This window comes from Pseudomonas putida, assembly GCF_005080685.1.
In the GTDB taxonomy this organism is placed as follows: Bacteria; Pseudomonadota; Gammaproteobacteria; order Pseudomonadales; family Pseudomonadaceae; genus Aquipseudomonas; species Aquipseudomonas putida_V.
In genome coordinates, this window is the sequence record NZ_CP039371.1 from 180,617 (window position 1) to 199,836 (window position 19,220).

Genomic DNA, 19,220 nt, shown 5'->3' on the forward strand with positions numbered 1-19,220 from the left:
TTCAGCGCTCCTGCCGTGTACCGCTGGCGGCCTGTGCGGCCGCACGCCCGCGGGGGCCGTGAAAGTATTCGTGGATCCAGGGATCGTCGGTCTGCTCGACCTCGGCCAGGGGGCCGGCCACCAGCACGCGCTTCTGCGACAGCACCGCGACCCGGTCGGTGATGGTGTACAGCGTGTCCAGGTCGTGGGTGATCAGGAACACGCTCAGCCCCAGGGCATCGCGTAGGGTGAGGATCAGTTGGTCGAAGGCTGCCGCGCCGATCGGGTCGAGGCCAGCGGTGGGCTCGTCGAGGAACAGGATGTCCGGGTCCAAAGCGAGGGCACGGGCCAGTGCGGCGCGCTTGATCATGCCGCCGGACAGCGACGCGGGGTATTTGTCGGCGGCCGACAGCGGCAGCCCGGCCAGGGCCAGCTTGACCCCGGCCAGGTGCTCGGCATCGGCTCGGGACAGGCCGGCATGTTCGATCAGTGGCAAGGCGACGTTCTCGGTCACGGTCAGAGAAGAGAACAGCGCGCCCTTCTGGAACAGCACACCGAAGCGTCGCTCCACCAGCGAACGCTGGTGCTCACCCAGTTGCGCGAGGTTTTCGCCGAACACCTTGATGGTGCCTTCGTTGGGCCGGCGCAGGCCGATGATGCTGCGCAGCAGCACTGACTTGCCGCTGCCGGAGCCGCCGACCACGGCAAGAATCTCGCCCCGGTACAGGTCCAGGTCGAGGTTTTCGTGCACGCTCTGGCTGCCGAAGCGGTTGCAGATACCGCGGGCCTCGATCACTGCTTCGCGTTCGCTCACCAGCCCATCTCCATGCAGAACAGTGCAGCCACGGCGTCGAGCACGATCACCACGAAGATCGACTGGACCACGCTGGAGGTGGTGTGGGCGCCGACCGATTCGGCGCTGCCGCTGACCTTGAAGCCCTCCAGGCAGCCGATGGCGGCGATCAGGAAGGCGAAGAACGGCGCCTTGGCCAGGCCCACCAGGAAGTGCTGCACGCCGATGTCGCTTTGCAGCAGCGACAGGAACATGGCCGGCGTGATGCCTAGCGACAGGGCGCAGACCACGGCGCCGCCGACGATGCCGCAGACCATGGCGACGAACGTCAGCAGCGGCAGCGCGATCAGCAGGGCCAGCACCCGCGGCACTACCAGCAGTTCGATGGGGTTCAGGCCAAGGGTGCGGATGGCGTCGATTTCCTCGTTGGCTTTCATCGAGCCGATCTGCGCGGTGAAGGCGCTGGCGGTGCGCCCTGCGAGCAGGATGGCGGTCAATAGCACGCCGAATTCGCGCAGGAAGGAAAACGCTACCAGGTCGACGGTGAAAATGGTGGCGCCGAAGGCGGCCAGGACCGTGGCACCGAGGAAGGCCACCACCGCACCGACCAGGAAGGTCAGCAAGGCGACGATGGGCGCGGCATCCAGGCCGGTCTGCTCGAGGTGGGCGACCACCGGCGTGACCCGCCAGCGATGGGGTTGCAGCAGCCGGCGCAGGATGGTTTCGAGGATCAGGCCGATGAAGCCGAGCAATTGCCGGGTGTCGTCCCACAGGGTGGCCACCGCGCAGCCGATGCGCTCGAGCAGCACCATGAACACGTTGCGTTCCGGGGCCTTGATCGGGATGCAGTAGTCCTGGACCGAGCAGTACACGGTCTTGAGCAGTGCGCGGCTGGCCTCGGGAAGCTGGCCGGTGCAATGCGACAGGCGTTCGGCGCCGAGTAACTCGGCCAGCAGCGAGGCGCCGGCGGTGTCCAGGCGCCCCAGTTGGCTGAGGTCGGCCACGGCATCGGCGGCGCACTGGGTGCGCAGTCGCTCGCTGTCGCGGCGCAGGTCGGCGTAGTGTGCCAGGGTCCAGTCACCGGCGATGCGCAGGCAGGCCGGCTGACGGCTGGTGTCCAGTGTTGCGCTTGGCGTGGTCATAGGCTCCATGCATCTGACTGGGCGCGGGTAGATAGAGGCTGATCATAGCCCAGCCAGGCTGCCGTGGTTTGTTGAAAATGTGCTGTCTGCAAGCGTTTGCGGTACCTGCCGATCAGCCTGCCGGCGCGTCGTCGACGACCTTGAAGCGCAGCACGCCGATCACCTGCCCATCCTCGGTGAGCACCCGCACCTGCCATTTGCCTACCGGATTGGGTGGGAAGTTCTGCTTGTGCGTCCAGGCCCGGTAGCCTTCCTTGCGCCCGCCATGGATGTCCAGGGCGATGCGGTCGACTTCCTTGCCGTCCTTCTGCCACACGTGATAGATGCGTTCGTTCAGGCCCCGAGGCGCGTTGATCGCGGTGTAGGCGTACAACCCGCTGCTGCGGATGCGGCTGGCGGCGATTTCATGCAGCGAGTCGCCCGGCTGGCGGTTGAGCACCTCGGTGCTGACCGCTACCTCGGTCATCCACAGCGTTGCCGGTGGAACCCAGGAGCGCAGCAGCCAGCCGCCGCCACCGACGGCCAGGGTCACCAGCACCAGGGCCACGCCGCGGCGCCAGGTGTTCACCGGGAAGCTGCTGGCAAGGCTTGGGAACGACAGGGCCATGGCCGCGATGAGGGCCAGCTTGAAGCTTTGCGCGGTGGTCAGGTGCAGGATGATCGGCAGCGCAGTCAGCAGCGCGGCGAACAGCGTCAGGGTATGCAGCGCCATGAACAGCCAGCGCCGCGGGGCCAGCCATTTGTAGTACAGCGGGTCGATGATCGAGATCAGCCCGGCGGCACCGAGCAGGCCGGTGAACACCAGTTGGCCGCTGTTCCAGGTCGTGGTGATGAAGAAGAACGGCAGGACGAAGAACAAGCTTTCCTGGTGGATCATCTGCGTCGCGTAGCGCAGCAGCGGCTGCGGGATCTCGCGCTTGAAGGTACGGGCGAACAGGCCGGTGAGGGTGTTCTCGAACATCAGCCAGACCCAGCTGACCAGCATCAGCACGGCGACCCAGCTGGCCAGGCCGGCCTGGCGGTCGACCAGGATGAAACTGCCGATACCGGAGAGAAAACCTCCGAGCGCGATGACGCCGGGGTAGCGTTTGAGCAATTCGATGATGCGGATGACGAAGTGGGGTATTGGGGGCATTGGGTCTACGACAGGTTCATGGGTGGCTGTGCCGGCCTCTTCGCGGGCAATCCCGCTCCTACAGACACCCCAAGACATTCGATACCTGTGGGATTCATGTAGGAGCGGGCTTGCCCGCGAAGAGGCCGGTACTGGCAAAAGGATACCGCTGATTCACCGCTTCCGAGTAGCACCACTCGGCCGCTGCGGCGTACCTCGACGCCAGCGTAGCAGGCCCGCCGCGACGATCACCCCGAGCAGCAGCGCCACCAGCCCGTACAGCTCGTCATACCCCAGCAACGGTTTCTCGATGCGCAGGTAGCCCTGGTCCTTGAGCATTTCCTTCAACGCGTCGTTGGCCTGCTCCAGGCTGACCTGGCGCAACTGACGCGCCGGGTCGGTGAAGCGACCGTTGTCGTAGTCGTTCAGTGCCCCCCAGTAGTAGTCGGCCAATGCGCTGTTGCCCTGGGTGCTCCAGCTTTCCTTGGCGACGGCGGCATCCTTGATGCGGGCGAAGGTGTCCGTATCCAGCCCTTGCTTGCGCAAGTGATCGAACAGTTGCTGCATCACGTCGATGGCCTGGTCGACATCGTCGCGCTCGAGGTCGGCATTGAGGCTGAGCATGCCGCTGTCGCCGAAGCTCTCGCGCTGCGCCGACGGCCCGTACGACAGCCCGTTGCGCAGCCGCAGCTGATCGTAGAGGGCCCATTCCAGATAACGCGACAGCAGGTCGAGGGTCGGCTGGTGGTCGTTGTCCAGCACCGGCTCGACGAACAGCCAGTGCAACTTGGCGCTGTCGCCCAGCCAGCCGCGGGTCAGGTCGCGGCGCTGTTCGGCCTGCTGGCTGATGCTTTCGAGGGTACGCCGCTCTTCCGGCTCGGTGGCCGGCAGCTCGCCATAGGTGCGCTCCAGGTAGGCCGGCAGCAGGCGGTCGAGGCCGCCGACGATGATCAGGGTCATGTTGTTGGCGGCATACCAGCGGTCGCGCAGGGTCTGCACCTGCTCCAGGGTCATGTCGTCGACATTGGAGCGCTCCGGGCATTTCAGGCCCAGTTCGGTGGCCAACTGATCGCTGGCCGGGTGGCCGATGTCCTGGCGGTCGAGCCAGCGTTGCAGGTGGCCGTAATGGCCGCCGTCCTCGCGTTCGATGATGCGCTTGGCGGTGGCCAGGGCCTTGGCGTCGATGTGTGTGTCGCGGATCACCGCCAGCAGCAGGTCGAGCACCTTGCGCTGGTTGCGCGCCGGCGCCTCGATGACGAAGGTGGTGTCGGCGCTGCTGGTGTAGGCGTTCCACTCCCCGCCCAAGGCCTGCAGGCGCTCTTCCAGGCCACCCTCGCCGGTCTCGTCGATACCGCTGAACAGCAGGTGTTCGAGCAGGTGCGGCAGCTCCTTCTGCTCGCAGTCGAAGTCGTCCAGGCCAACGCCCACCACCAGGCGGATGGCGACGTGGTCGCGTTCGTAGCCGGACTTGAGGATCACCTGCAGACCGTTGGGCAACAGGTAGCCTTCGACCCGTGAGCGGTCGAGGGCCATTGAGGGCAGGCTGCAGATCAGCAGGCAAAGGAACATCAGGCAACGCATGGGCGAGCGTGGGTCTCCGCATTGGCGAGATCAGGGCTGGCGGGCTTCGTCTGGCGTACTGTCGAGCATCAGCCCGCCGGTATCCGAGCCGCCCAGTACCACATAGGCACTGCTGCAGAACAAAGAGTTCAACCGCTTCATGTCCGCGATCAGCTCCAAGTGTAGCGAACTGGTCTCGATACTTTGCACTACCTTGCGTTGCAAACGGCTGACATGGGCGTGGGCCAGGCGCCGTTCCTGGGCGCGAAAACGGCGCTTCTCCCGTAGCAGCAGGTGGGCACTGTGTGGGTCGGCGCTGAGGAATACCGACAGGCCCAGGCGCAGGTTGGCCAGCAATTGCTCCTGCAGGCCGGTGAGCTCCTCCAGCCCGACCTGGGAAAACTCCCGGCGCTGGCTGGTTTTCTGCTGTTGCACCTTGCGCAGCATGCGTTCGATCAGGTCGCAGGCCAGCTTGAGGTTGATCGCCAGCTCGATGATTTCGGCCCAGCGGCGGTTGTCCTGGTCGCTGAGGTCGTCGCGGGGCATTTGCGCCAGGTAAAGCTTGATCGCGCTGTACAGTGCCTCGGCGTCCTCGCCCAGGGCACGCACCTGTTGCGGCAAGGCGGTCTGGGTGCCGCGCAGGGCGCCAAGCATGGACTCCAGCAGGCTGTCGACGATGTCGCCCAGGCGCAGGGTTTCCCGTGCGGCGTTGGCCAGGGCCAGGCTGGGCGTGGACAGCGCCGAAACATCGAGGTGGCGCGGGCGCACCTGGCCATTGCCGTTGTCGCGATCGGGCAGCAGGAAGTTGCACAGGCGGCCCATGGGGGTGGTGGTGGGCAGCATGATCAGGCAGCGCAGCGTGTTGTAGAGCAGGTGGAAGCCGATCACCAGTTCCTGCGGGCTGAAATTGAGCGAGTCCATCCAGCCCACCAGCGGGTGCAGCGCGGGGATGATCAGCACCAGGCCGATCAGTTTGTACAGCAGGCTGCCCAGGGCCACCCGGCGGCCTGCGGCGTTCTGCATGCTGGTGGTGATGAAGGCCAGCAGGCCGCTGCCGATGTTGGCGCCGACCACCAGGCCAATGGCCACCGGCAGGCTGATGACCTCCGCTCCGGCCAGCGTGGCGGTGAGCAGCACCGCCGCCAGGCTGGAGTAGGAGATCATGGCAAACAGCGCGCCGACCAGGGCGTCGAGCAGGATGTCGCCGGTCAGCGAGGCGAACAGCACCTTCACGCCCTGGGCGTGGGTGATCGGCGTGGCGGCCTGGACGATCAGTTCCAGGGCCAGGATGATCAGGCCCAGGCCAATGCCCACGCGGCCCAGCTGGCCGGCCCGGGTCTGCTTGCGCGAGAGGAAGAAGATGACCCCGAGAAAGACCAGCAGCGGCGACAGCCAGGACAGGTCGAAGGTCAGCACCCGGGCCATCAGTGCGGTACCCACGTCGGCACCGAGCATGATCGCCAGGGCGGGAGTCATGGCCATCAGGCCTTGGCCGACGAACGAAGTGACCAGCATGGCCGTGGCGTTGCTGCTCTGCACCAGGGCCGTGACGACGATGCCGGCGACGAAGGCCAGCGGCCGGCGGTCCATGTTTTCGCTGAGCACGCGGCGCAGGTTGGAGCCGAACACCCGCAGGATGCCGGTCCGCACGATGTGCGTTCCCCACACCAGCAAGGCTACTGCGGAGAGCAGGTTGAGCAGGGTCAGCATGGCGACGCCCCCTGTTGTCGACGGCCCATGGGGCCAATGAGTAGAGCGTGAGCGCTTTGATGTGTTGTGGTGCTCACTCGAAGCTTTAGCCGTTTTGCACGGCTGTTGCCAGCTTCTCACGAAAAAGGGCCCCGCAGGGCCCTCGATCGTTTCCGCCTGGGTTATTGACCTGGCATGTCCTTGCGGAGTTTCACAGGGTCGTGTTCCTTGCCCTTCTTGCGCGCCATGGCGGTGCGCATGCGGATGTTGATCGCTTCCACCGCCAGCGAGAACGCCATGGCGAAGTAGACGTAGCCCTTGGGCACGTGCACGTCGAAAGCTTCGGCGATCAGCACGGTACCGACGACGATCAGGAACGAAAGCGCGAGCATCTTCAAAGATGGGTGTTTGTCGATGAAGTCGCTGATGGCACCGGCACAGGCCATCATCACCAGCACCGCGACGACGATCGCGGCGATCATCACCGGCACGTGGGAAACCATGCCCACCGCAGTGATCACCGAGTCGAGGGAGAACACGATGTCGATGATGGCGATCTGGATAATGGTGTAGAAGAACTTGCCACCCGCCCCTTTCGGCGCTTCGTCTTGCTCCTCTTCGCCTTCCAGGCCGTGGTAGATCTCCTGGGAGCTTTTCCACAGCAGGAACAGACCACCGAAGAACAGGATCAGGTCGCGGCCGGAGATACCCTCACCGAACACTTCGAACAGGTCGGTGGTCAGGCGCATGACCCAGGTGATCGACAGCAGCAGCATGATCCGCGTGACCATGGCCAGGGCCAGGCCGAAGATCCGCGTACGCGGCTGCATGGCCTTGGGCATGCGGCTGACCAGGATCGAGATCATGATGATGTTGTCGATGCCGAGCACGATCTCAAGGGCGGTCAGGGTAAAAAAGGCAACCCAGATTTCCGGGCTGGTCAGCCATTCCATGTGTATTCCTTCGAACGATAGAAGGCGATGCACCGACGCCTCGGCGCATCGCGGTGGGGCGATGGGTGTTAATTAAAGACTACTGAACAGCGGGAAAATGCCCATCAGCAGCGCGGCGAGCATTATGCACATGCACACCAGCACTGCCCACTTGAGGGTGAAGCGCTGATGATCGCCGAATTCGATGCCGGCCAGGGCCACCAGCAGGTAGGTCGAGGGTACCAGCGGGCTGAGCAGGTGCACCGGCTGCCCGACGATGGATGCGCGGGCCATTTCCACCGGGCTGATGCCGTAGTGCGCGGCGGCTTCCGACAGCACCGGCAACACGCCGTAGTAGAAGGCGTCGTTGGACATGAAGAAGGTGAACGGCATGCTCACCACTGCAGTGATCACTGCCAGGTACGGGCCCAGGGCATCGGGAATCACTGCCAGCAGGCTCTTGGACATGGCCTCGACCATGCCGGTGCCGGAGAGAATGCCGGTGAAGATACCCGCCGCGAAGATCAGACCGGTGACCGCCAGCACGCTGCCGGCATGGGCGGCGATGCGGTCCTTCTGCTGCTGCAGGCAGGGGTAGTTGACGATCATGGCGATGCTGAAGGCGATCATGAACAGCACCGGCAGCGGCAACACGCCGGCGATCAGCGCCACCATCAATGCCGCGGTCAAGGCACCGTTGAACCAGATCAGCTTCGGCCGGCGCGCTTCGGGGAACTGCGAGACGCTGATTTCACTGTGGTCGATGTCATCGGTGGGCAGGTGCAGCTCGCCCAGCCGGGCGCGTTCACGCTTGCCGTAGAAATAGGCGATGGCAAGGATGCTCAGCACGCCAAAGACCATGGCCGGGATCATCGGCACGAAGATGTCCGAAGGGTCCACGTGCAGGGCGCTGGCGGCGCGTGCGGTGGGGCCGCCCCAGGGGGTCATGTTCATCACCCCGCCGGCGAGGATGATCAACCCGGCCATGATCCGAGGGCTCATGCCCAGGCGGCTGTACAGCGGCAGCATGGCTGCGCAGCAGATCATGTAGGTGGTGGCGCCGTCGCCGTCGAGCGATACCACCAGGGCCAGCACGGCGGTGCCGACCGAGACCTTCAGCGGGTCGCCCTTGACCAGCTTGAGGATCTTGCGCACGGCCGGGTCGAACAGGCCGGAGTCGATCATCAGGGCGAAATAGAGGATGGCGAACATCAGCATCACGCCGGTGGGCGCGAGCTTGCTGATGCCTTCGAGCATCATGGGGCCGATCTTGGCGGAAAAACCACCGAACAGGGCGAACAGGATCGGTACCAGGATCAGGGCGATCAAGGCCGACAGGCGCTTGGTCATGATCAGGTACATGAAGGTGATGACCATGGCGAAGCCGAGGAAGGTCAGCATGGCGATACTCCAGGCGGGGCGCGACGAAAGAAAGGACTGTTCGGGCGGATCAGCGCGTTGGGCGCTGCGCGTGGAGCAAGCGGAGGGGGACTGCGTAGAGGCGGGCGTGCAAAGACATCAGAATCACCATTGTTGTTGTTGATTGGGCCGGGCACGGAAAAATCCGGGTGCCCTGGCTGACCGGTCTTGTGCCGGTGGTGGCGCTATCCTAGGGGGGCAAGCTTTCAGCCAGCTTTCGGCAGATGCGAGGTGACGGGAGGTAAGTGATGAGGGACGTGAGTGAGGGTGGCTGCCATTGCGGCGCGCTGCGTTATCGGTTGCAGGGCGAGCTGCACGACATTGCCCATTGTCATTGCTCGATCTGTCGGCGGGTCAGCGGTGGCCTGGTGGTGACGTGGCTGACGCTGCCCAACGAGCGCTTCACCTGGCTGGCGGGCACGCCCCGCTGCTATGTGGCACCGGCCAGCTGCAAGCGGTACTTCTGTGGCAACTGCGGGGCCCATGTGGCGCTGGTGACCGAGCACAGCCCGCAGAGCATCGATGTGACCGTGGCCACCCTGGACCACCCCGAGCGGGTGCGGGCCAAGCGGCATATCTGGACCGGCAGTCGCTTGCCCTGGCTGCACCTGGACGAAGATCTGCCGGAGCAAGAGCAAGAGTCGATCTAGGCATCAGCGCCCCGGCCCCAGGTAGGCGCCGGCTTGCCGGCGATCGGGCCGCTGCCGACCCTAAGGCAGCTGCAAGCCCCCAGCCGCCTTGTGCAAGGCCCGCAGGTGATCGCCAATCTGCTTCACATTGGCCTCGACCGCCGCAATTTCCTTGGCCCGTGTCGGGCTCAACAGCGCCCTCACCTCTTTGTCCAGGTCGGTGCTCAAGCGCAGCAACTGCGCCTGGCGCTCGGTGCTGATCTGCTCCAGGTGCTTGCGCTCCTCGGGCTGCGGCAGGCCATAGCCTTTGCTGTCGAGAAGTTCCGCCGGGCGGCTGAGGAAGCCGCTGTTGGCGAGCATCTGCCGGAGCGTCTCGTCGGCCTTGCCCACACTGCCATCTTTCAATGCGGTGGCGTTCAGGTAGCGCTGTTTCACCTCGTCCTGGGCCAGCAGCAGTTGCTGGCGCAAGGCGGCCTGTTCCAGCAGCAGCAAGGCGGCACTGGTGCGCAGGTCGGCCTGGGCGAACCAGCCACGGCGTTGCTCGGCATCCAGGCCTAGCCAGTCCTCGACCTTTTCCTGCTTGATCGGCAACTGCTTTTTCAGGACCTCGAACATCGCCTGGTAACGGTCGCGATAGGAGTCGAAGCGATAACCCAGGCGCAGCGCCTCGCGGGGGTCGTCGAGCACGCTGGTGTCGGCCAGTCCCCTGCCCTTGAGCACCGCCAGCAGGCCATTGGGCATGATGCTGTCGAGGTCGTTCAGGCGCGGGTTGCCAGTGCCGCTGCGCAGCAACTTCAACTCTTCCACCGCGCAGTTGTTGGACAGGAACCAGTAGTTGCCGTCGTAGCTCCAGTGCATCTCGGCGGCCTGACGCACCAGGTTCTCCAGCTCATCGCGGGTGAGCTTGAGCGGCACCGAGGCCAGGCTGCGCAGCTCGGTCTTGGTGTATTCGTCGATCACTTGCGCCAACGGCAAGACGAACAGCCGGGACGGGTACGCGCCGACCAGGCCATCCCAGCTCGACAACTGCACGTCGTTGACGAACGCCCGGTACGACAGCACCAGGTGCTGGTCGAGATCCAGCCGGCAGTCGGGGCCGCGTGGGCGGCCTGGTTTGCAGATCACCAGGCGCAACATGCTGTGGCCCCAGCGGCTCACCAGGTTCTGGTTGGCCTCGGCCAGCAGGTAGTCCACTTCATAGACCCGCTCGGGGTCGATTTCGCCGAGTGGCTGGCGGGCAAAGTCACTGCCGGCATTGAGAAACGGCAGGCCCTTGGCACAGGTTTGCTGTTGCGGCGCCCAGTCGAAGTGATCGCGCAGGTACTGGTTCAGTGCCGGTCGGCGGCAGCCGTAGCTGGGGTCGAGGAGGAAGTACTCCATGTTGACCGCCACGAATTCCTTGGGGCTGCTCAGCTCGTAGCTGTCCGGGCTGCGCAGGAACTGACCATTGCGTTGCTCGCGTTCGCCGCGTCGGCCGACATACTGCGGCCAGCCGGCGAGGTCGAGCAGGCGCGGATCGTCGCTGAGGGTGAAACGCCGTTCGGCCTGGCCGCGACATTCCCCGGTCTGGCCGACCTTGCCCAACGTGCCTTGCTGGCGCTTGCAGCGGGCGAGCAGCGCCCGCTCCGCTTGCGGCCAGAGCCGGGCGCGGTCGTAGATATGCGTCAGTTCGTGCAATACGGTGGCGAGCAGTTCTTCGCGGACCGTGCCATGGGGCCGGTCGGTGCGCTCACGTGCCGCGCTGCCGTCCACCAGACCGGGGAGCAGGCGACGGTTGAGCGCCAGGGTCGAGACCAACGACGCCTGGCCATAGGCATCGGCCGGCATGTGGGTATCCCAGCTGACCTGGATACGCCGGTCCAGGCGCTGTTTGAAGGTTGGCGGGAGTTTGCCAAGGGCTTCATCCAACAATGCCTGGGTGGCCTGAACCTGTCGTGAATCGAGGCCGGATGTCTGCAGGTCGAGCTGCAGGTCGGCCAGGGCGGGCGTGCCCAGCAGCGTCACGGCGCAGCCGAGCAACCAGGCACGCATGCGCTTCACAGTGCGAGGATGGCTTCGGCCAGTACCTGATCGCTGGCGCTGCGTGCTTCAGGCACACGCTCGCGCAGGGTGGTGAAGGCCGCCTCGAGTTGCGCGCCACGAATGTCGCCTTGGCTGGCGACGAAACTGGCGGCGTCGTCATGCGCTTCACGCACAACCTTGGAGTCGCGGATGGAGGTGGTGGTGTCAGAAGTGAAGTCGATCGAGCGGCCAAAGGCGCGCACGATGATGTTGCTGGTGGCCACCAGGGTTTGTGCCTGGGCCAGGTCGGCCAGCAGCAGCATGCCGAGGGTAGCGGCGATCAGCGGTTTACGCATGGAGCATCTCCGGAACATAACAGGGAGTCAGGTGTATTCATTGGACGAGAATTGCTTCGGCCAGTTCAAGGTCGCCGACCGAATGATGAGCACCGCCGTGGCGCAGCGCATCGAGCGCCGCTTCCAGCCGTGCACCGCGGATCAGGCCGTCGCTGGCGACAAAGGCCGCGGCATCGTCGCGGGCCTGCCTGACCAGCTTGCGGTCGAACGGTGCGGTGGTGACCTGGCTGGTGACGTAGCCTGTGATGACCAGGCCTTGCGTGGTGGTGTCCATGGCCTGGGCACTGCCCATGGCAACGACGCAGAACAGCAACGGCAACAGATAACGCATGGGCTTTCTTAAGACGGGTACGAGGGGTGAAGACTAGCCCGCAAGCGCTGGCCGAGGCCAGCGCTCAGGTTATCGGGCGGTGAATCAGAGCGCGAGAATGGCTTGGGCCAATTGCGCGTCGCTGGCCTGCAGGGCCGGCATGCTCGAGCGGATGTGCATGAACGCGCTTTCCAGCTTGGCACCGCGGATGTCGCCCTGGCTGCCGACGAAGCTGGCGGCGTCGTCACGGGCTGCCTGGACGATCTTGTCGTCTCGGAACGACGAAGTCATGTCGGAGGTGGCGTCGGTGGAGGCAGCAACGGCACGTACCACGGCGTCGGTGGTGACGACGAAGCTGCTGGCATTGGCAGTGCCGGCGAGGCCGAGCAGGAAAGCTGCGCCAATCAGGTGTTTACGGGACATGGTCATGGACTCCTGGAATAGGTCGATCTGCTTATCGGACGCTCGCACTGCTCGTCACGTTACTTTCACACAACTGGTTTCTACCAGACTGTTAAGCCAAGCGTATCACGGGCTGGTATTTCCAGATGTTAATGAGCAAGCTAAAACCTAACTGTTATGTTTGGTTTCAAGTATTCGTGAACTGTACCTATCCGCGGTGCGAGCGCTCTATTACGCACTCTTGGCATAAAAAAACCCGTTGCGGTTGCCCGCAACGGGTTCTTGGAATTCGCGGTGCCGGCCGGAGCCGGCGAACCGTGGCTTAGCGCCAGAACGGCTTGCTCAGCTCTTCGTAACGCTGCGACTCGCTGATACCGGCGTCGGCCAGCAGGCGGGCGTCCAGGCGAGCCAGTTGACGGCGGCTGGCCATGCGACGCTGCCAGAGCAGCAGGGTGGAGAAGGCGCGCAGCGGCAGCGAAGCGTTGGATTGCTGGGCGTTGCTTTCGAAGACCAGATCGGAACTGAGGGTACGTTCCATGATGTTTCATCCTTCCGCTTATGGCGGGACTAGGTAGTGATTTAACTGGTGCCCATGATCCTCCTCCCCTGTCCATAACAGTAGATACAGTTCAACAGTATTGCGATGGCCCAGTTAACTGTTTTAGGCAACTGTTGCACTCGAAACTGGCGTAACTGTACCGGTCCGCACTTGATTGGTGCGTTTTTGCTTTTTGTAGGGGATGCGGGAGGTAGGTGGCGGGCTTTATAGCAGTACAGTAGTACAGTTTTAATATTTCTAGGCAGAGCTGCGGGGGAGATGAAAGAAATTGTACGGGTGTCAGGGGCCGGAACAGCCGTTGCAGCTGTTCCGGTCCGGCATCGGGTCAGACGGCGATCATGCGTCCGGTTTCTTCCAGGTTTTCGTGCCAGCTCAGCGCCTCGCGCAGGATGTGCGGGGTGTGGCCGCCACGTTGGCAGGCTCGCTCGAAGTAGTCGTTGAGCGCAGCGCGGTAGTCCGGGTGCACGCAGTTGTCGATGATCGCCCGGGCCCGCTCGCGCGGAGCCAGGCCACGCAGGTCGGCCAGACCCTGCTCGGTGACGAGGATGTCGACGTCGTGCTCGGTGTGGTCGACGTGGCTGACCATCGGCACCACGCTGGAAATCGCGCCGCCCTTGGCGATCGACTTGGTCACGAACACCGCCAGGTGGGCGTTACGGGCGAAGTCGCCGGAGCCGCCGATACCATTCATCATCCGCGTGCCACAGACGTGGGTGGAGTTGACGTTACCGTAGATGTCGAACTCCAGCGCGGTGTTGATGCCGATGATACCCAGGCGACGCACCACTTCAGGATGGTTGGAGATTTCCTGCGGGCGCAGTACCAGCTTGTCCTTGTAGCGCTCGAGGTTGCCGAACACGTCTGCGTTGCGACGGGTCGACAGCGTGATCGAGCTGCCCGAGGCAAAGCGCAGCTTACCGGCGTCGATCAGATCGAAGGTCGAATCCTGCAGGACTTCGGAGTACATGGTCAGGTTTTCGAACGGCGACTCGATCAGGCCACACATCACCGCGTTGGCGATGCTGCCGATGCCGGCCTGCAGTGGGCCGAGTTCGTTGGTCATGCGCCCGGCAGCCACTTCACCCTTGAGGAAGTTGATCAGGTGATCGGCGATGCCTTGGGTCTCGTCGTCCGGTGGCAGCACGGTGGACGGCGAATCCGGTTGCTCGCTGATGACGATGCCGACGATCTTGGCCGGATCGATCGGGATGGCGGTGCTGCCAATGCGATCGTCGACCTTAACCAGTGGGATCGGGGTGCGGGTCGGACGGTAGGTCGGGATGTAGATGTCGTGCAGGCCTTCGAGGTTGGCGTTGTGCGACAGGTTGATCTCGACGATCACCTGCTTGGCGAAAATGGCGAAGCTGGCCGAGTTGCCCACGGAGGTGGTCGGCACGATGTGGCCTTGCTCGGTGATGGCCACGGCTTCGATGACCGCGATGTCCGGCAGCTTGAGCTGCTTGTTGCGCAGCTGCTCGACGGTTTCCGACAGGTGCTGGTCGATGAACATCACCTTGCCGTCGTTGATGGCCTTGCGCAGGGTGCTGTCCACCTGGAACGGCATGCGGCGCGCCAGTACGCCGGCCTCGGTCAATTGCTTGTCCAGGTCGTTGCCCAGGCTGGCGCCGGTCATCAGGCTGATTTTCAGTGGCGACTGCTTGGCGCGTTCGGCCAGCGCATGCGGCACGGCCTTGGCTTCACCGGCACGGGTGAAACCGCTCATGCCGACGGTCATGCCGTCCTCGATCAAGCCAGCGGCGTCAGCCGCACTCATTACCTTGCTGTGCAGGGAGGACAAGCGGATACGATCACGGTACATGGATTGTTATCTCGGGCTACTGAAGCTACTGCAGCGCAGTCTAGAGATTTAACCCGTCGCCGTCCCACGACTATGGTCGTAGGAAAGGCCTATAACAAAAGCCTTTGATCTGAAGCAAAAAAGAAAGCCCCGATCGATTCTGAGCGGGGCTTCCTTTATAGCGCGAGGTTTGTTACGTCAGGATCACTCCACGGCCTTGACCATGTCCTCGATCACCTTCTTCGCATCGCCGAACACCATCATGGTCTTGTCCAGGTAGAACAACTCGTTGTCCAGGCCGGCATAGCCACTGGCCATCGAGCGCTTGTTGACGATGATGGTCTTGGCCTTGAACGCCTCGAGGATCGGCATGCCGGCGATCGGCGACTTGGGGTCGTTCTTCGCCGCCGGGTTGACCACGTCGTTGGCGCCCAGCACCAGCACCACGTCGGCCTGGCCGAACTCGGCGTTGATGTCTTCCATCTCGAACACCTGGTCGTACGGCACCTCGGCCTCGGCCAGCAGCACGTTCATGTGCCCGGGCATGCGGCCCGCCACCGGGTGGATCGCGTACTTCACGGTCACGCCGTTGTGGGTCAGCTTCTCGGTCAGTTCCTTGAGCGCGTGCTGGGCGCGGGCCACCGCCAGGCCGTAGCCGGGGACGATGATCACGCTGTCGGCGTTGCTCAGCAGGAAGGTGGCGTCGTCGGCCGAGCCGGACTTCACCGGGCGCTGCTCCTTCGAACCTTGCGCGGCGCCGGTGTCGGTGTCGCCGCCGAAGCCGCCGAGGATGACGTTGAAGAACGAGCGGTTCATCGCCTTGCACATGATGTACGACAGGATCGCACCGCTCGAGCCCACCAGGGAGCCGGCGATGATCAGCATCGAGTTGTTCAGCGAGAAGCCGATCCCGGCGGCCGCCCAGCCCGAGTAGCTGTTGAGCATCGACACCACCACCGGCATGTCGGCGCCGCCGATCGGGATGATGATCAGCACGCCCATGACGAAGGCCAGGGCCAGCATCAGGGTGAAGGCGCTGTAGTGGCCGGTGAAGGTGAACAGCAGGCCGAGGGCGATGGTGGCCAGGCCTAGGATCAGGTTCAGCTTGTGCTGGCCGGCGAACTGTACCGGTGCGCCCTGGAACAGGCGGAACTTGTACTTGCCCGACAGCTTGCCGAAGGCGATCACGGAGCCGGAGAAGGTGATGGCACCAATGGCCGCACCGAGGAATAGCTCCAGGCGGTTGCCGGTGGGGATCGGGTCGCTGATGGCGGCGACGATGCCCATCGACTGCGGCTCGAGCACCGCGGCGATGGCGATGAACACCGCCGCCAGGCCGATCATGCTGTGCATGAAGGCGACCAGCTCGGGCATCTTGGTCATCTCGACGCGCTTGGCCATGATCGAACCGGCGCTGCCGCCGACCAGCAGGCCGACGATGACGTAGCCGATGCCGGCCGTTGCAAGCTCGGAGCCAAGCTTATAGATGAGGCCGACGGTGGTGAGGATCGCGATCCCCATGCCGATCATGCCGAACAGGTTGCCGCGCCGTGAAGTGGTCGGGTGCGACAGGCCCTTGAGCGCCTGGATGAAGCACACCGAAGCGACGAGGTAGAGAAGCGTTACCAGATTCATGCTCATGCTTACTTCTGCGCCTCGTTCTTGGTTTTCTTCTTGAACATCTCAAGCATGCGGCGGGTGACCAGGAAGCCACCGAACACGTTGACCGCGGCCAAGGCTACGGCCAGGGTGCCCATGACCTTGCCGGCTGGGGTCACGGTCAGCGCAGCGGCGAGCATGGCGCCGACGATGACGATCGCCGAGATGGCGTTGGTCACCGCCATCAGCGGCGTGTGCAGGGCCGGGGTGACGTTCCAGACCACGTGGTAGCCGACGTAGATGGCCAGCACGAAGATGATCAGGTTGTAGATGCCGTGGGAAATCAGCATGTCTTCCATTGTCGTGCTCCTTAGCCGTTGTTGCGGACGACTTGACCATCACGGCACATGAGGCAGGCCGCGACGATGTCGTCTTCGAGGTTGATCGCCAGCGCGCCGTCCTTGTCGAACAGCAGCTTCATGAAGTCCAGCAGGTTGCGGGCATACAGCGCCGAGGCATCGGCGCCGACCTGGGCCGGCAGGTTGGTCGGGCCGACGATGGTCACGCCGTTCTCCTGCACCACCTGGTCGGCGACGGTCAGCGGGCAGTTGCCGCCTTGTGCCGCGGCCAGGTCGATGACCACCGAGCCGGGCTTCATCTGCGCGACGGTCTCGGCGCTGAGCAGGGTCGGTGCCTTGCGGCCGGGGATCAGGGCCGTGGTGATGACGATGTCGGCCTGCTTGGCGCGCTCGTGCACGGCCTGGGCCTGGCGCTGCATCCAGCTGGCCGGCATCGGCCGGGCATAGCCGCCGACACCTTCGGCGCATTCGCGTTCTTCATCGGTCTCGTAGGGCACGTCGATGAACTTGGCGCCGAGCGACTCGATCTGCTCCTTCACCGCCGGGCGCACATCGGAGGCCTCGATCACCGCGCCCAGGCGCTTGGCCGTGGCGATGGCCTGCAGGCCGGCCACGCCGGCGCCGAGGATCAGCACGCGGGCAGCCTTCACGGTGCCGGCGGCGGTCATCAGCATGGGCATGAAGCGCGGGTAGTGATGGGCGGCGAGCAACACGGCCTTGTAGCCGGCGATGTTGGCCTGGGACGACAGCACGTCGAGGCTCTGTGCCCGCGAAGTACGCGGCGCGGCCTCCAGAGCGAAAGCGGTGATGCCGCGCTCGGCCATTTTGACGATGAGGTCGCTGTTGAACGGGTTGAGCATGCCGATCAGCACGCTGCCACTGTTGATCTGGGCCAGTTCCTGGTCGTTGGGCGCGACCACCTTCAGCACCAGTTGCGCGCCGTAGGCGTCGGCTGCGTTGCCAAGGGTGGCCCCCACGGCTTCATAGGCACTGTCCGGAATGCTGGCGTTTAGCCCTGCCCCCCGTTGGACGGTGACCTGATGGCCCTGGCCAACCAGTTTCTTGATGGTTTCGGGGGTTGCGGCAACCCTTGTCTCACCCGTCTGCGTCTCGAGAGGAACACCAATGTGCACGACTTTGTCTCCTGCGGTGACCTTTTTGTCTTTATAGAAACCCGCGCACTTCGGATGGTGCATGGGTGCGGCGATTGAGCGCCGGGCCCGCCATATCCTGGGCGGGCCGAGCATTTTGCAGACGAACCCGGAGGCCTTCAACAGCTTATGGAGCGAAACGAAGTCAAAACTACAAGTCACCCTGTGACCGTATGTCGCAATGAGAGGCCTGTAGCCCATCAAACATGGGCCATTGGGAGATTAAGAGATTTTTCGAAGTTTTTTGTAGTAGTTTCGCAGATAGGCTCGCGGGTGTCGCTAAATTGCCTGTAAGCCGCGTGGTTAGTGGCCTTTTGCAGTGTTTTTGATGCACCTGAACAGTTTGCTGATATGCGACAAAATCTTATATCTGTAGGTGTTTAAAATAATTGACTACAAAAGTCAGGTGCCGCCTTCACGATCGCTTGAGGCCAGGTATTGCCTGGCCTGATCGACCAGCCAGTCGCGGAACGCACGCAGTGAGGCCGACTCGACTTTGCGCTCCGGAATCATCAGATAGTAGGCCTTGTCGCTGATCAGCACGTGCCTGTGAGCGACCACCAGCCGGCCCTCCTCCAGTTCACGCTGGATCAGAAAGGGTGGGATCAGCGCGATGCCCATCTCATGCATGGCGGCCTGGGCGAGCATGGAGAATAGTTCATAGCGCGGGCCTGTCATGTCGCCCTCGATGCTCATGCCCAGGCTGTTGAACCACTGGCGCCACGCATAGGGACGAGTGGTTTGCTGCAACAGCGGCATGCCGGCGATGCGCCGGGCATCGAGCATGCCCTCCCCGTTCAACAACGCCGGGCTGCACACCGGCAGTGGGTTCTCGCCCATCAAGCGCCGGGACTGGGTGCCAGACCAATCCGCGTCGCCAAAGTAGATGGCAGCGTCGAACGTGGTATCGGCGAACAGGAATGGTCGGGTGCGGTTGGTCAGGTTGACCGTGACTTCCGGATGACGCTTCTGGAAGTCCTTGAGCCGGGGTAGCAGCCATTGGGTGCCGAAGGTCGGCACCACGGCCAGTTCGATCACGTTGGCGCCCTGCTGGCGCATCACCGAGAGCGTGTCCCGCTCCACCGCATCCAACTGGGCAGCTACCTGGCGACTATAAGACAGTCCGGCCTCGGTCAGCTTCACGCCTCGGCGCGAGCGGCGGAACAGGTCGACGTTGAGGAAGCTCTCCAGGCTGCCGATCTGCCGACAGACGGCGCCTTGGGTCAAGGCCAGTTCGTGTGCCGCCTTGGTAAAGCTCTCGTGGCGCGCCGCGGCCTCGAAGCAGACCAGGGCGGTGGTGCTGGGAATCTTGCGGCGCATGTACGTCAACCTCACTTGTCATTATTTGAATAAGGGGTTTTTTCGTATTTCGAAGTGAGAAAGTATCACTAATCCGTGCGCAATCGTCGTTTGTCCAGGCAATGGATC

Annotated in this window: 18 protein-coding genes; 1 reads left to right on the forward strand and 17 read right to left on the reverse strand. The window is 63.7% G+C overall.

Features of this window, described 5'->3' with window-relative positions; all coding sequences use genetic code 11:
- Position 1: 1 nt before the first annotated feature.
- From E6B08_RS00900 to E6B08_RS00930, 7 genes are all read right to left on the reverse strand, one after another.
- Positions 2-793, reverse strand: coding sequence for an ABC transporter ATP-binding protein (locus E6B08_RS00900; protein WP_136912368.1), 792 nt, complete (start codon positions 791-793; stop codon positions 2-4).
- Positions 790-1,923, reverse strand: a complete 1,134-nt coding sequence (locus E6B08_RS00905) for an ABC transporter permease (RefSeq protein WP_136912369.1) — start codon at positions 1,921-1,923, stop codon at positions 790-792. Before E6B08_RS00905 ends, E6B08_RS00900 begins: the two co-directional genes overlap by 4 nt.
- 103 nt (positions 1,924-2,026) lie before the next feature.
- Positions 2,027-3,049, reverse strand: coding sequence for a DUF5924 family protein (locus tag E6B08_RS00910; protein ID WP_136912370.1), 1,023 nt, complete (start codon positions 3,047-3,049; stop codon positions 2,027-2,029).
- Positions 3,050-3,202: 153 nt separating this feature from the next.
- Positions 3,203-4,609 (reverse strand): M16 family metallopeptidase, encoded by a 1,407-nt coding sequence (locus E6B08_RS00915; RefSeq protein WP_136912371.1) that lies wholly within the window; start codon positions 4,607-4,609, stop codon positions 3,203-3,205.
- Between the two features lie 30 nt (positions 4,610-4,639).
- Positions 4,640-6,298, reverse strand: a complete 1,659-nt coding sequence (locus E6B08_RS00920) for a Na/Pi cotransporter family protein (RefSeq protein ID WP_136912372.1) — start codon at positions 6,296-6,298, stop codon at positions 4,640-4,642.
- 161 nt (positions 6,299-6,459) lie between these two features.
- Complete coding sequence (locus E6B08_RS00925; protein WP_136912373.1) at positions 6,460-7,230, reverse strand: TerC family protein; 771 nt, start codon at positions 7,228-7,230, stop codon at positions 6,460-6,462.
- A 72-nt stretch (positions 7,231-7,302) separates the two neighbouring features.
- On the reverse strand, positions 7,303-8,610 hold the full coding sequence (locus E6B08_RS00930; protein WP_136912374.1) for a CitMHS family transporter: 1,308 nt from the start codon (positions 8,608-8,610) through the stop codon (positions 7,303-7,305).
- Between the two features lie 266 nt (positions 8,611-8,876).
- Between E6B08_RS00930 and E6B08_RS00935 the strand changes: the two genes are divergently transcribed.
- On the forward strand, positions 8,877-9,278 hold the full coding sequence (locus E6B08_RS00935) for a GFA family protein (RefSeq protein ID WP_136912375.1): 402 nt from the start codon (positions 8,877-8,879) through the stop codon (positions 9,276-9,278).
- A 60-nt stretch (positions 9,279-9,338) separates the two neighbouring features.
- On the opposite strand, the gene E6B08_RS00940 is transcribed toward E6B08_RS00935, so the two are convergent.
- The 10 genes from E6B08_RS00940 to E6B08_RS00985 all read right to left on the reverse strand — a co-directional run bounded on the left by E6B08_RS00940 (position 9,339) and on the right by E6B08_RS00985 (position 19,112).
- Positions 9,339-11,297 (reverse strand): DUF4105 domain-containing protein, encoded by a 1,959-nt coding sequence (locus E6B08_RS00940; RefSeq protein ID WP_136912376.1) that lies wholly within the window; start codon positions 11,295-11,297, stop codon positions 9,339-9,341.
- Entirely contained in the window at positions 11,294-11,614 is a 321-nt protein-coding gene (locus tag E6B08_RS00945) for a DUF2388 domain-containing protein (RefSeq protein ID WP_136912377.1), read from the reverse strand. Before E6B08_RS00945 ends, E6B08_RS00940 begins: the two co-directional genes overlap by 4 nt.
- 37 nt (positions 11,615-11,651) lie before the next feature.
- Positions 11,652-11,945: a DUF2388 domain-containing protein gene (locus tag E6B08_RS00950; RefSeq protein ID WP_136912378.1), complete on the reverse strand. Its 294-nt coding sequence runs from the start codon at positions 11,943-11,945 to the stop codon at positions 11,652-11,654.
- A gap of 84 nt (positions 11,946-12,029) precedes the next feature.
- Entirely contained in the window at positions 12,030-12,347 is a 318-nt protein-coding gene (locus E6B08_RS00955) for a DUF2388 domain-containing protein (protein WP_136912379.1), read from the reverse strand.
- A gap of 301 nt (positions 12,348-12,648) precedes the next feature.
- Positions 12,649-12,864, reverse strand: a complete 216-nt coding sequence (locus tag E6B08_RS00960) for a DUF1127 domain-containing protein (RefSeq protein WP_136912380.1) — start codon at positions 12,862-12,864, stop codon at positions 12,649-12,651.
- A gap of 346 nt (positions 12,865-13,210) precedes the next feature.
- Entirely contained in the window at positions 13,211-14,704 is a 1,494-nt protein-coding gene (locus E6B08_RS00965; RefSeq protein ID WP_136912381.1) for an acetyl-CoA hydrolase/transferase family protein, read from the reverse strand.
- A 183-nt stretch (positions 14,705-14,887) separates the two neighbouring features.
- A complete protein-coding gene (locus tag E6B08_RS00970) occupies positions 14,888-16,324 on the reverse strand; it encodes an NAD(P)(+) transhydrogenase (Re/Si-specific) subunit beta (protein ID WP_136912382.1) in 1,437 nt (478 codons plus the stop codon).
- A 2-nt stretch (positions 16,325-16,326) separates the two neighbouring features.
- Positions 16,327-16,641: an NAD(P) transhydrogenase subunit alpha gene (locus tag E6B08_RS00975; RefSeq protein WP_008097413.1), complete on the reverse strand. Its 315-nt coding sequence runs from the start codon at positions 16,639-16,641 to the stop codon at positions 16,327-16,329.
- A gap of 11 nt (positions 16,642-16,652) precedes the next feature.
- A complete protein-coding gene (locus E6B08_RS00980) occupies positions 16,653-17,774 on the reverse strand; it encodes a Re/Si-specific NAD(P)(+) transhydrogenase subunit alpha (RefSeq protein WP_136912383.1) in 1,122 nt (373 codons plus the stop codon).
- A 420-nt stretch (positions 17,775-18,194) separates the two neighbouring features.
- Positions 18,195-19,112 carry a LysR family transcriptional regulator gene (locus E6B08_RS00985; RefSeq protein WP_136912384.1) on the reverse strand — a complete coding sequence of 306 codons (918 nt, stop codon included), beginning with the start codon at positions 19,110-19,112 and terminating at the stop codon, positions 18,195-18,197.
- Positions 19,113-19,220: the final 108 nt, after the last annotated feature.

Bases quoted from the DNA above. Each gene is read 5' to 3' on its own strand.
- E6B08_RS00905 (WP_136912369.1), bottom strand. From the start codon at position 1,923: ATGGAGCCTATGACCACGCCAAGCGCAACACTGGACACCAGCCGTCAG.
- E6B08_RS00910 (WP_136912370.1), bottom strand. From the start codon at position 3,049: ATGCCCCCAATACCCCACTTCGTCATCCGCATCATCGAATTGCTCAAA.
- E6B08_RS00915 (WP_136912371.1), bottom strand. From the start codon at position 4,609: ATGCGTTGCCTGATGTTCCTTTGCCTGCTGATCTGCAGCCTGCCCTCA.
- E6B08_RS00920 (WP_136912372.1), bottom strand. From the start codon at position 6,298: ATGCTGACCCTGCTCAACCTGCTCTCCGCAGTAGCCTTGCTGGTGTGG.
- E6B08_RS00925 (WP_136912373.1), bottom strand. From the start codon at position 7,230: ATGGAATGGCTGACCAGCCCGGAAATCTGGGTTGCCTTTTTTACCCTG.
- E6B08_RS00930 (WP_136912374.1), bottom strand. From the start codon at position 8,610: ATGCTGACCTTCCTCGGCTTCGCCATGGTCATCACCTTCATGTACCTG.
- E6B08_RS00935 (WP_136912375.1), top strand. From the start codon at position 8,877: ATGAGGGACGTGAGTGAGGGTGGCTGCCATTGCGGCGCGCTGCGTTAT.
- E6B08_RS00945 (WP_136912377.1), bottom strand. From the start codon at position 11,614: ATGCGTAAACCGCTGATCGCCGCTACCCTCGGCATGCTGCTGCTGGCC.
- E6B08_RS00950 (WP_136912378.1), bottom strand. From the start codon at position 11,945: ATGCGTTATCTGTTGCCGTTGCTGTTCTGCGTCGTTGCCATGGGCAGT.
- E6B08_RS00955 (WP_136912379.1), bottom strand. From the start codon at position 12,347: ATGTCCCGTAAACACCTGATTGGCGCAGCTTTCCTGCTCGGCCTCGCC.
- E6B08_RS00960 (WP_136912380.1), bottom strand. From the start codon at position 12,864: ATGGAACGTACCCTCAGTTCCGATCTGGTCTTCGAAAGCAACGCCCAG.
- E6B08_RS00965 (WP_136912381.1), bottom strand. From the start codon at position 14,704: ATGTACCGTGATCGTATCCGCTTGTCCTCCCTGCACAGCAAGGTAATG.
- E6B08_RS00970 (WP_136912382.1), bottom strand. From the start codon at position 16,324: ATGAGCATGAATCTGGTAACGCTTCTCTACCTCGTCGCTTCGGTGTGC.
- E6B08_RS00975 (WP_008097413.1), bottom strand. From the start codon at position 16,641: ATGGAAGACATGCTGATTTCCCACGGCATCTACAACCTGATCATCTTC.
- E6B08_RS00985 (WP_136912384.1), bottom strand. From the start codon at position 19,112: ATGCGCCGCAAGATTCCCAGCACCACCGCCCTGGTCTGCTTCGAGGCC.